The 11760-nt window shown below is 53.1% G+C and carries 14 protein-coding genes; 12 read left to right on the forward strand and 2 right to left on the reverse strand.

Annotated features, from left to right (window positions below):
- Positions 1 to 110 precede the first annotated feature (110 nt).
- The 12 genes from VFG09_15480 to VFG09_15535 all read left to right on the forward strand — a co-directional run bounded on the left by VFG09_15480 (position 111) and on the right by VFG09_15535 (position 10537).
- The gene (locus VFG09_15480; GenBank protein ID HET6516554.1) at positions 111 to 854 is read left to right on the forward strand and encodes a hypothetical protein; all 744 of its coding nucleotides are present in this window, start codon (positions 111 to 113) and stop codon (positions 852 to 854) included.
- Between the two features lie 251 nt (positions 855 to 1105).
- Positions 1106 to 1453, forward strand: coding sequence for a hypothetical protein (locus VFG09_15485; protein ID HET6516555.1), 348 nt, complete (start codon positions 1106 to 1108; stop codon positions 1451 to 1453).
- Positions 1428 to 3302 carry a V-type ATPase 116kDa subunit family protein gene (locus VFG09_15490; GenBank protein ID HET6516556.1) on the forward strand — a complete coding sequence of 625 codons (1875 nt, stop codon included), beginning with the start codon at positions 1428 to 1430 and terminating at the stop codon, positions 3300 to 3302. Before VFG09_15485 ends, VFG09_15490 begins: the two co-directional genes overlap by 26 nt.
- A gap of 61 nt (positions 3303 to 3363) precedes the next feature.
- Entirely contained in the window at positions 3364 to 3588 is a 225-nt protein-coding gene (locus tag VFG09_15495) for a hypothetical protein (protein HET6516557.1), read from the forward strand.
- A 1-nt stretch (position 3589) separates the two neighbouring features.
- Entirely contained in the window at positions 3590 to 4171 is a 582-nt protein-coding gene (locus tag VFG09_15500) for a V-type ATP synthase subunit E (protein HET6516558.1), read from the forward strand.
- Positions 4158 to 5123: a V-type ATPase subunit gene (locus VFG09_15505; GenBank protein ID HET6516559.1), complete on the forward strand. Its 966-nt coding sequence runs from the start codon at positions 4158 to 4160 to the stop codon at positions 5121 to 5123. Before VFG09_15500 ends, VFG09_15505 begins: the two co-directional genes overlap by 14 nt.
- Entirely contained in the window at positions 5120 to 5440 is a 321-nt protein-coding gene (locus tag VFG09_15510) for a V-type ATP synthase subunit F (GenBank protein HET6516560.1), read from the forward strand. The genes VFG09_15505 and VFG09_15510 overlap by 4 nt, the downstream gene beginning before the upstream one ends.
- A complete protein-coding gene (locus tag VFG09_15515; protein HET6516561.1) occupies positions 5437 to 7086 on the forward strand; it encodes a V-type ATP synthase subunit A in 1650 nt (549 codons plus the stop codon). Before VFG09_15510 ends, VFG09_15515 begins: the two co-directional genes overlap by 4 nt.
- Positions 7087 to 7153: 67 nt before the next feature.
- Positions 7154 to 8482 (forward strand): V-type ATP synthase subunit B, encoded by a 1329-nt coding sequence (locus VFG09_15520; protein ID HET6516562.1) that lies wholly within the window; start codon positions 7154 to 7156, stop codon positions 8480 to 8482.
- The gene (locus VFG09_15525) at positions 8479 to 9129 is read left to right on the forward strand and encodes a V-type ATP synthase subunit D (protein HET6516563.1); all 651 of its coding nucleotides are present in this window, start codon (positions 8479 to 8481) and stop codon (positions 9127 to 9129) included. Before VFG09_15520 ends, VFG09_15525 begins: the two co-directional genes overlap by 4 nt.
- Before the next feature lie 58 nt (positions 9130 to 9187).
- The gene (locus VFG09_15530; GenBank protein HET6516564.1) at positions 9188 to 9799 is read left to right on the forward strand and encodes a PHP domain-containing protein; all 612 of its coding nucleotides are present in this window, start codon (positions 9188 to 9190) and stop codon (positions 9797 to 9799) included.
- Positions 9800 to 9874: 75 nt separating this feature from the next.
- The gene (locus VFG09_15535) at positions 9875 to 10537 is read left to right on the forward strand and encodes a response regulator (protein HET6516565.1); all 663 of its coding nucleotides are present in this window, start codon (positions 9875 to 9877) and stop codon (positions 10535 to 10537) included.
- A gap of 197 nt (positions 10538 to 10734) precedes the next feature.
- On the opposite strand, the gene VFG09_15540 is transcribed toward VFG09_15535, so the two are convergent.
- Both VFG09_15540 and VFG09_15545 read right to left on the reverse strand, forming a co-directional pair.
- Positions 10735 to 11289, reverse strand: a complete 555-nt coding sequence (locus VFG09_15540) for a lipid-binding SYLF domain-containing protein (protein HET6516566.1) — start codon at positions 11287 to 11289, stop codon at positions 10735 to 10737.
- Between the two features lie 21 nt (positions 11290 to 11310).
- Positions 11311 to 11760, reverse strand: a 450-nt coding sequence (locus VFG09_15545) for a hypothetical protein (GenBank protein ID HET6516567.1), incomplete at its 5' end; no start/stop codon positions are given.

Below are 11760 nucleotides of genomic sequence, written 5' to 3' on the forward strand. Positions count from 1 at the left end.
ATGCCGGCGGCCATTCAACGTTGTGCCTTCGGTCAGGACGTGATAACATAATAGGAGAGGAATACAACGTCGAAGGTGCGATCGTGTCCGTTCCTCTTAGTAGGTATGCGATGCACAAGCGCAGGGACGCTTCCCGTTTTGAACAATCAGCGAAGAACAGAGTCGGACGCCATGAAGATGGGGTGCGGGGCGGTTCACTACAGAGGACGCTGCCGAAGCTGGAAATCGTCCTCAAATGCGACTCAACGGGGAGCGTGGAAGCTGTTACGAACGGTATTTTAAGAATCACCGTCCCGCAGATCGAGATCAGCATCATTCACAGCGGCGTTGGTGAGATCAGCAAGTCCGACGTCCTCTATGCCGAAACAGGGAGCAGACTTATTGTCGGTTTTCAGGTTCATGTAGTGCCGGGAACGGAAAAAGTGCTGAGAGAGCGTCATGTTGAAGTCCGGCTCTACGACGTGATTTATTCATTGCTTGCAGACATAGAGGAGATTGCTGCGAGCATTGTCCCTCACGAGTCAGAGGAACAGATTATCGGATCAGCCAGGGTCATAGCCCTCTTTAAGGGCAGTCGGAAGGGAATCATCATGGGTTGTGAGGTGTCGAGCGGCTTTCTGGCCGTTGGTGAACGGTTCCGCATCATCTCTGCCATGGGACCGGTATATTCAGGGGTGATCGAGTCAATCCATATCGGGGAGCAGGCGGTACAGAGGGCAGGGCCCGGAGAAAAGGTCGGAGTAAAGGTAAAGAATTTCACCAGGATAAGAATGGGCGACCTCGTCGAGAGTCTCCGGCCGGTGCGTCAGAAAGTTCGAGTCTGGCAAGCGACGGGAGAGATAGTCAGAAAATAGAACCTTCTCCCGCAAATCCGCACGCTTTTGAAGGGCGGGACTAAAAACAGGCGGCCCGCAGTGATTTACGGGCCGCCTTCCGATCTGACGGTTTATTTCTTTTTCTCTGCCTTCTTCGCAGCTCCCTTGACCTCGATGCTCGTGGCCTTCATCTTATATTTGATCGTGACCTTCGAGCCCTCCTTTCGCTCAGCGGCAAGCTCCAGAAACCCTAGAGTTGAAAATCCCCTCATTCTTGGTAGAATGAAGACATGGGAAACGATGACATCCTGGGTGAAGTCATTGCGGTCGAAAAGGAGATTCAGCGAACCCTTGATAGGGAGAAGGGGAAATCTCGTGAGTGGCTTGATGGGGTCAGGAAGGAGACCGAGGAAAAATTCGCCAGGGAGGAAGAAAAGATCAAAGGCGCTTTTGCCATTGCCCTGGAGCAGGCACGAAAAGAGGCAGACGAGAGGGCCGCGATGATTGTCAGGGATGCCGAGGCCAATGCCCGAGGGCTTGACAACCTGGAGGACGACTTCTTGAAGAAGATTATAGAAAAAGGGATCAGAAGAATCCTGCCGGATGGACTCCATGATAGTCAGGATGTCAAAGGTTGAGATCGTCGGCACAAAGAGTCTGCTCCAGGATGTCCTCTCGCTGCTGAGGGAATTATGCATATTCCAGATCGAGCCTGCCACCGTCCGTGTTGTAGAAGAAGAGTACCATAAGGACATCAGGTCTTTTTTGCCTGATGAAAAGACGGCCTTCGAACGTTTTTTCCTCGAAGACCTTCTCTTAAAGATCGATGAGCTCTTTTCTTATCTCCCAAAGAGCGCGGTGAGAGAGAGCTATCTTGAACCCCTCTCGGTCCTTGACACCATAGCGAAAATGATCCAGCGGCATATTGCGGCATCCAAGGAATTGCACGACAGACGGGAGGCCCTGCAGAAAGAACTTGCAGAACTCGGCCGCTTCAAGATTTACTTGCGAAGCCTTGCCTCCCTCCTGGAAAGCACAACAGAGACGCCTGACCTTGATTTTATCGGGCTCGTCATGCTGGAGCCTGGCAGGATAGAGCATCTGAGAGAGGGGCTCTCCCGGATAACCGACTGGAGGTTTGAACTCGTCACCGAGGCAGCAGAAGACGGTTCTCTCGTCGGATTGATCACCGTTGAGAAGGATGTTTCTGAAAGAGTGAAAAAGGCACTCAGCGACGAGCATGTCCCTGAGCTCACCTTCCCCGCGTCCTTTGGCAACCTCACCTTCCCCGAAAGAATCACCTATGTGATGAACAAGATTGGCGAGGTATCGCGGGAAATAGAGAAGATCGATGCTGAGCTCGAAAAGTTCTGCCATCGGTGGGTGCCGATTTACCAGGGCATAAGGGAGTGGATAGACGACCGTCTCGCACTCATGAGCACTGCTGCCTTTGCCTTCGAGACGCGGATGTGTTTTTTCATTTATGGATGGATCCCCTCTCGCGACCTGGAAGGTCTCAGAAGGAAATTGGCCGGCCTTTTTGGAGGGAGGGTGACGCTTGAAGAAAAAGAGGTTCACGAGGAGGACCTCGAGCAGATTCCGATCATCCTAAAGAATCCTCCCTACTTTAGGCCCTTCGAACTCCTCACCGGCGTCCTTCCGTTGCCTTTGTATACCTCGTACGATCCAACGCCCTTTATCGGGATATTCTTTCCCATCTTCTTCGGAATGATCCTCGGCGATGCCGGTTATGGTCTGATCCTCTTCCTCACATCTTTTTTTCTCTTGAGGTTCGGGAAGCAAGGCCCCGTTCGTGACGGAGCCAAGATACTGCTGATCTCGTCTCTCTATTCCTTTTTCTTCGGTGTGCTCTTCGGCGAGTTCTTCGGCGATCTGCCCCACAGGCTCTTCGGACTCGAGCCCATCTGCATAGAGCGGCGTACGGCGGTAATCCCGATGCTCTACTTTGCGCTCTCCGTCGGTATTGTCCATATCATTCTGGGGCTTTTCCTGGGCGCCTTGACGGCCTTCAGGAAGAAGACGAAGAAGGAAGCCGCCTATAAACTCCTGAGCATCCTCATCATCTTCTGTCTGATCGCCGTGTTCGCGTCATTCTTCGGACTCTTCCCCCCATTCCTCACGCAGCCCGTCATTCTCGTCATTCTCTTTCTGACGCCCTTTCTCTTTTTCACGGGAGGAGTGCTGGCGCCCCTTGAGTTCCTCAAGAATATCGGGAACATTATCTCCTATGTGAGGATTATGGCCATCGGTCTCACCTCTGTACTGCTGGCCTTCGTTGCAAACCAACTCGGGGGATTGGCGGGCAATATCGCCATCGGTGTGGTGGTGGCAGGTCTGCTCCACGTGCTGAACATTATCCTCGGTGTATTCTCACCTACTATACATTCCCTGAGACTCCATTACGTGGAGTTTTTCAGCAAGTTTATCGAACACGGCGGCAGGAAGTTCACGCCCCTGAAGAAATAGACGATTGAAGTGACGGAACCTCGGTGAGATAATAAAAACAGAGGAGAGAAGGAGGCCACCTATGAATATCGAGAAAGTACTCATCGCTTTGTGCGCAGCTCTGGCAATCGGTATCACCGCCATCGCAACTGCCTGGGCGCAGTCGAGGATCGGATCGGCAGGAGCCGGCACGCTCGCGGAAAAGCCAGAACTCACCGGTACGATCGTTATCCTCGTCGCCATCCCTGAAACCATGGTGATCCTGGGCTTCGTGGTCGCGACAATGATACTCTTTACCGTCAAGTAAGATGGGTTACAGGGAATTAATCGAATCTCTTCGCAAGGCGGCTGATGAAAGGGTCCGGTCGATCTGGCAGGAAGCTGAAACAGAAGCCGAGAAGATAAGGAACGAGGGAACCCGCAAAGCGGCTCAGGTGCGGGACGAATACGCCGCGATGGAGGGGACCGAGGCCGAAGCAACGGGCTCAGCTGTCATCTTTGATGCACTCAACCGCTCCCGGATGTACAGACTTACGTCTGAAAAGAGGCTCTCCGACCGCCTTTTTGCGCTTGCCGCATCTTGCCTAAGCCCGCTGAGAGATGAAGGATACGGGGAGAACTTTGAGGTGATTGTGAAGGAACTCCCTTTGTTTCCCTGGAAGACGGTCAGGGTGAATCCCCGGGACGTGGGCCTTGCAAGAGAGAACTTTCCTGATGCTGAGATTGTCTCAGACGAGGGCATCACAGGAGGTGTCGATGCCGAGACAGAGGAAGGGAAAGTCAGGGTGATTGACACCTTCGAAAAGAGACTGGAACGGGCATGGGTGGAGATCCTTCCCGCATTGACAAAAGAGATTTACGAAGAGGCAGAGAGACGTGGAACTGCTTGACAGTCCTGAAGACAGGGGGTATCCTGCTGAATATCTCCTTTCGAGGATCAGAGGGAGGAGGGCGCGTCTGATTATGGACTGGAAGCCTTTAATCCTTGAGGGAGATCCCCTCGAATATCTCTCCTCCAGGCGATACCTTGGTTTTGTTGCAGAAAAATCTCCCGAGGGCGTATGGAGGCAGCTCATGAAGGAGTATCGATGGATCTATTCCCAGATGAACAGGGTCCTCCGGGACATATTCTGGCCTTTTTTCCTCTATTCTGAGCTGAGAACGCTCTTCATATGCCTGAGACATATGAGGGACGGAAAGGAGGCGAAGATTGATCATATCCTCGCGGTAAGCCTCCTCTCGGACACGATAAAGACAGTTCTGAGAAGAAGCAAGGATACCGCCTCGGCCGTCGCAGAGATCGAAGATATCTTCCTCACTCTTTCTGAAGGATTCGGCGGTCTGACCGGGATTGTTGACAGGGAAGGGTTAAGGGGAGTTGAGCAGCGTTTAACCGACGCATACCTCGTCTTTCTTGTCAACTCGAAGATCAACACCCTTTTAAGACTCTTTTTCAGCAGGGTTATCGATTCGCGGAATATTATCAGCCTCTATAAATATTTAAGGCTCCATGGAAAGACGCCTCCCTCGTTCATTGCCGGCGGGAGCATAGCCGAATCGCGGCTCACGGAGATCCTCGATGCCGCTGACATGTACGGCCTTGGGTCGCTGATCGGAGAATTCTCCGGGATTACCATTGAGATGCCCGACGCTACGAAAGTGGAGGTTGCTCTCTACAGAGGGATGACGCGTTTTTTGCGGAAGGAAGGAAGAGACCCCCTTGGTATCGGGATCATCCTCGACTATCTCTGGAGATCTTCCCTCGAGGCTATGAACCTCAGTGTCCTCTTTTACGGTAAGGATCTTGAACGCGACGAGATCGCCGCGGAGATCGTCTATTGAGAAAGATCACCTTCATTACTCCGACTAATGGCCGATATGGTTTCAGCCTTGCGGGGGTTCCCCAGTATACGGCAGAGGCGCAGGACGCTGAGGAGATGCTCAGAAAGACCATGACTGAACCTGAGACGGGACTCGTTGTGATTGATGAGCGCCTGATAAAGGGGATGTCTGAAGAGCGAATGAGGGAGCTCGAACAGACATGGCAGGGGACACTTCTCGTTCTCCCAGCACCCGAGAAATTCCCCGCTGAAGTCGAGGACTATGCTGCGCGGCTGATCAGGAGGGCGATCGGATACCACGTGAGGTTGAAATTGTGAGCGGGAAGATCCAGGCCATATCAGGACCGACGGTGAGCGTTGATCTGAAGGGACTCAAACTCTATGAGAGGGTCTATGTGGGCCATGTCATGCTCACGGGCGAAGTGGTGCGGCTCGAGCAGGAAAGGGCAGTGATCCAGGTCTATGAAGATACCCGCGGTCTTGCCGTGGGGGAGCCGGTCAAAGGAGCGGGAATGCCGCTTACGGTGCGTCTTGGAGCAGGGCTTCTCTCGGGTATGTTTGACGGTCTCCAGAGGCCCCTTGGAAGGTTAAAAGAAGACATGGGACCCTTTATCAGAGGAGGGAAGGAGTTGTATGCCCTCGACTATATAAGGCGCTGGAAATTCACACCCCTCCTGAAGAAAGGAGATGAGGTGACCTTCGGGAGCCCCGTGGGATTTGTGGATGAGGGGCCGTTTAAACATTACTACTTCTGCAGGTCAGAAGGCGGCGGAAGGATTGCGCGGATCGCTGACGGCGATATGAGCCTCGACGAGCCTTTGGGAGAATATGAAGACGGTCAATACATCACCGGATGTCAGGAATGGCCGGTCAGGACAGCCCGTCCTTACAGAAAAAAGCTTGCGCCGAGCAAGCCTCTCATTACGGGCCAGCGGAGCATAGACTTCCTCTTTCCTCTCGCCCGCGGAGGGACGGCCATCTTCCCCGGCGGATTCGGCACCGGAAAGACGATCCTTGAGCAGTCTATCGCAAAGTTCGCCGATGTAGATGTTGTCGTCTATGCCGGGTGTGGTGAGCGAGGAAACGAGATGGCAGACTTGATAGCTGAGTTCGAGGAGCTCACAGATCCATGGACCAAACGACAACTCATGGAGAGGACCATCCTTGTGGCCAATACCTCGAATATGCCTGTCGCGGCCCGTGAGGCTTCCATCTACACAGCTGTCACCATGGCCGAATATTACCGGGACATGGGTTATCACGTGCTCTTTCTTGCAGATAGCCTTTCGCGCTGGGCGGAGGCGTTGCGGGAGATATCCTCGTCGCTGGAAGAGATGCCGGGAGAGGAGGGCTATCCCACCTACCTTGCCTCCCGGCTCTCCGGTTTCCTCGAAAGGGCTGGCGTCGTCGAGACCATGAGCGGAAAGATCGGTTCGCTCACCATGATCCTCTCTGTCTCTCCTCCCGGAGGGGACTTCACTGAACCCGTTACCCAGGCATGTCTCAGGACAACAGGCGCATTCCTCATGCTCGACACTTCCCTGGCGCACAGGAGGCACTTCCCTGCCATAAACTGGTTCCAGAGTTATTCTCTCTATGGGAGGGATATAGCCGGCCATTATCGTGAGACTGTCGCTCCTGAATGGGAGCAATTGCAGCAGAGGTGCAAGGAGATCCTGCAGGAAGAGGAGTCGCTCAGGGAGGTCTCTGAGATTGTCGGGGCAGAGGGGTTGCAGGATACCGACAGGCTCCTCATGATAGTAGCAGAGATGATACGTACCGAGTTCCTCTCGCAGAATGCTTACAGTGAAGATGCATTCTCGCCGCCCGAAAAGACCCTTGGGATTATCAAAAGGATACTCGGATTCTACGATCGCGCTCGTGAAAAACTGAATCCGGGAACGAGTCTTGAGGAAGTATTGCAGACCGAGAGATCGGATGATCAAAGAAGAGAGGAGGCGTGATGCCCTCATGGGGAGAAGAGAGAGGGCAAGATACGGTTTTTCATATGACGTATCGCATGCGTAGGCTATGAGGCTTTCAGAACACCGATACAAAACCATCTCCTCCATCGCAGGACCTCTTCTCTTCGTCGAGAAGGTCTTCAGTTCGAGGATCGGAGAGGTCGCGAGAATCATTGCCCCTGACGGGAGAACGATGGATGCCGAAGTGCTCGAAGTGGAGGGAGAGACGGCATTGATCCAGGTATTCGGGGAGACCCAAGGACTGGACATCGAACGGACATCGGTCGTCTTTACCGATTCGATCAAGAAGGTTCCTCTCTCCTCCGACATTATCGGGAGGGTATTTAACGGTTCCTTTGTGCCAAAAGACGGCCTCCCTCTGTTCAGCCCTGAAAAGTGGATCCCCATCACCGGTGCACCGATCAATCCCGCAGCCCGTGCACGGCCTGAGGACTTTATCGAGACCGGCTTCTCAGCTATTGATGGACTCAATACCCTGGTGCGGGGCCAGAAACTCCCGGTATTCTCGTGCGCCGGACTTCCTTCAAAAGATGCCGTCGCCGGCATCCTGAGAAATGCCCGCGTTGCAGAGAGTGAGGAAGGCTTTGTCGTGGTCTTTGCGGCCCTTGGACTGACCTTCCATGAGTATTCCTTTTACCGGAGGGTCCTCGATGAGATGAAGACGGGTTTCGTCAGCTTTGTCAATATGGCGGATGAGCCGGTCATGGAAAGGCTCCTGGCGCCGCGCTTCGCCTTGACTGTGGCAGAGTTTCTGGCCTTCGAAAAGGGAATGGATGTGCTCGTGATCATTACCGACATGACGAATTACTGTGATGCCTTGCGTGAGATATCGACGGCCAGGGAGGAACTGCCCGGAAGAAGGGGCTACCCGGGTTTTATGTACTCTGACCTTGCTTCACTCTATGAACGGGCAGGCCGGATCAGGGGGCTTGAAGGCTCTGTCACCATGTTGCCGGTCGTAACGATGCCCGAGGATGATATCACTCACCCCATCCCCGACCTCACAGGGTACATCACCGAGGGTCAGATCGTCTTGAGCAGGGAACTGCACCAAAGGGGGATCTTCCCTCCCATTGACGTGCTGCCAAGCCTTTCACGCCTCATGCAAAAGGGGATCGGGGAAGGCCGTACGAGGGCAGATCATCGGAAGGTCTCCAACTACCTGTACCGGTATTATGCCAAGGGAAGGGACCTCAGGAAGCTCGAGGCCATCGTCGGCAGGGACGGAATGACAAAGACGGACATCCTGATGCTCGATTTCGCAGATGCCTTTGAGAAGGAGCTTGTGGGTCAGGGCATGACACGACGGACCGTCCAGGAGACCCTCGATGCCGGTATCGATCTTATGAAGAGGTTCTCCCTCGAGGTGCCGTGATACATCCTACGCGGACAAATCTCCTCCTCCTTAAGGAGAAGTACCGGTCAGTCACGAACAGTATCGGAATTCTCAAGGCGAGGAAACAGGCCCTCATCAAAGAGTTCCTTGCAGCCACAATCCCCTTTCTCAAGTCCAGGGAGGATATCAGAAAGACCTATGGCAAGGCGCTCCAGGAACTGGCGCTCAGCCTCGGCCATGAAGGCAAGGACAGCGTCGAGTCGATCGTCGTTGCCACAGAGCGTGATTTCAGAATCGAAGTCATTGAGAAGAGCATATGGGGCTTGCGGTATAAAGATATCAGTTTTCATGATACTCCTGTCAGAGAACCTCATGAACGGGGCTACGACGAATTCTCCACGACTCCTCACCTCGAAGAAGCGACGGCCAACTTCGAAAAATTACTCGAGTCTATGCTCAACATCGCCGAATATGAGTCCAAGATAAAACGGCTCGGCAACGAAATCCTGAGGACCACAAGGAAGATCCGCGTCCTGGAGGAACTCGTCTTTCCGAAGATCAGGAGCCAGATTAAGGTCATCACACAATTCATCTCGGAGAGGGAAAGGGAGTCATATTTCCGTCTCAAGAGATTCAAGGAGATCCGCGGCGAAAAAGAAGACCGGGAATCCTTTGAGCCTGCCTGAGGCTTCGTCGTAATTTTTTTCGCACCGATCGGTCCACTTCCTGATAAAATAGAAGACAATGAAATGCCGCGTCGATCTCCATGTCCATTCAAGATACAGCGGGGACAATGATTCCGACCCTGAAGACTCCGTTGTCCATGCCATCAAAATGAATCTGCAGGGCATCGCCTTCACCGAGCATTATTCCTATGAGGCCTCGGAACCTGTCGAGGCATTAAGGGAGAAGTACAGGGACAGGATCATGATATTCAGGGGGGTAGAGTTCTCGACGGCAGAAGGGCATTGTCTCGTCTTCGGCGTGAACACCGACAGCTTATCGATCAGGTGCGCGCCCTTCGAAGAAACGGTGAAGGTTGTTACCGGGGCAGGTGGTGTTGTGATTCCGTCTCATCCCTACCGAAAGGGAAACAGCCTCGGAGATATGATACTGCATGTAAAGGGGATATGCGCTGTGGAAGGCCATAACGGTTGCAACATGCGCGCCTACAATGCGCAGGCAATAGAGACTGCGAGGATCCTTAATCTGCCCTATACGGGGGGGTCTGATGCCCATGCCGCCCATGAGGTGGGCGCTTGCTTTACGGAATTCTGGAACGAAGTGACCTATGACAATTTCGTTGAACTCCTGAAGGAGGGAAATTATCAGGGTTTCGACGTGCGGAGAATATGACAGAGCAAGAGCGTCCTGGGGAGGTGATGGGAAGCCTGAAGACCCGGCCGCGGGATGGAAGAACGTAAGAGGGGTATGAAAAAAGTTCTGGTCCACAATGAGTTCAAGACCCTCCTGGAAAAAGAGAGCACCATACTTTCGAGGGAGAACTTCAGGATCTTCGGCGCAACAACTGCTGAGGAAATGATGAAAATCCACAGGAGCGAAAGGGTGGACCTCGTGATCGCGGACTATCATATGAAGGAAATGCGGGGGGATACGTTCTGCTCTGCCATACGGGGAAACGATGCCCTGAAGACCGTTTCGATCATCGTCATATGCCCCAGGAATAAAACTGTTATCGAGAAGTGTCGGGCCAGCGGAGCCAATGCTGTCGTAATAAGACCGATCGACGCCGAGGAATTGCTTCGAAGGGCAGCGGCACTCTTGAACGTACCGAGGAGGAAGAGTCTGAGGGGCGTCATAAAGATTACGGTGAATGCCGTGTTTCAGAATGACTCCTTCTTCTCAGGCTCCCTCAATATTAGCACGTCAGGCATGCTCCTCGAGACGGACCGGATGCTTTCCCAGGGCGACAGGCTGACATGTTCCTTTGTCCTCGACCGGAAGACGACTGTGACGGGAGAGATTGTGAGGAAGGAGGAAAAGGGTCCGGCACTCTACCAGTACGGGGTCCGGTTCATCGGCCTTGACTCGAAAACAAGGGCCGAGATAGAAGAGTTCATAAAGATTCAGTGACAGCATGCTTGGAGACCGTAATGAACGATGCTCCATGCAGAGCGTTCAGTGGGCAAAATTGCACATCTGGCAATTCCCACGGTTCTCACACCAGTCCGGTGATGGCTCCCGAACCGGGCAGTAAAGATTCCAGTAACCCTATATTGCTGGGTGAGGTCGGAGTTGCTGTCGAAACTATCTATCGATAGCTATACCTCTCACTTCTCTATCCGAGTGATTTTCGTACCCTGCAAGCCGAGACCTCCCATAAGTCCCTTCTGATCGAAGAAAAAGGCATAGATCTCTGATTGCAATGTCGTAGTTGAGATGGACTTCGCTGCACCTATGTCCACAACGACGACGGTCGGGCCAACGCCAAGCTCCCACCCGTCACTTTTATCGAGCCACTTCAGCGACGAGTCGGTCATAAAAAACAATGCATAGCCGAATTTCTGAATACCGGCCTGCAGCCCATACGAGGCCTGAACGGTGTTGTAATACCCAGCCGTCTTCCCTTCCTCGAGGAGGGCGCCCTCACCATACTGTCCTCCAACAATGAATCCGCCCTTCACAATGCCAGGGAAGACAAGGATGCCCTTCGCTTTTTCACCAAGTGCCCTGGCCGTAGCGGACTTACCATAAAGCTTGTCCAGAGCACTTTTGACATTTCGGTTAATCTGTGCTGCCGACGCTGCAGCAGCTGGATCAGGAGAAACGAATATGCACGCGACAAGAAGCGCCAACAAGGCGGCTCTCAAATGAAAGTATTTCATAGTCGCACCCTACCTTTCTTATCACTTCTCCGCCGCTTTCATGAGCGGTATGTTTTGGGCGAGCTCATAGTACAGAGCGGCCTGGATCTTATTCTCGATCTGGTAATAGCGTGCCGTCTTCACCGGAGACAAGACTTTGCGAAACTTTGGGAGATAAGCCTTTCTGAGTTTTAGCCCCAGAGTCTCGATCGTCATATATTCGCCAAGAAGCTTCTTCGCTTTATCGTCGGTCATGTTGTCAAAGGCATCGGCATAGTCTTTGATCAGATTTATGGTGCGTGTGCGTAGAAGAAACAGTTCTTCCTGATACCGCTCATAGATTGGCCAGAAGCCCTTGGCTTCGGACTGCGTCAGTTGCATATTTTCAGCGACGAGAAGCTTCTTGTCGGCACGTATCTTTTCAAGGACGATCTGCATGTTGTCCGCAGACTTATCCTGCCCCATCGCGGTAGCGGCAACAAACACGATCAC

It is taken from the genome of Thermodesulfovibrionales bacterium (assembly GCA_035686305.1).
In the GTDB taxonomy this organism is placed as follows: Bacteria; Nitrospirota; Thermodesulfovibrionia; order Thermodesulfovibrionales; family UBA9159; genus DASRZP01.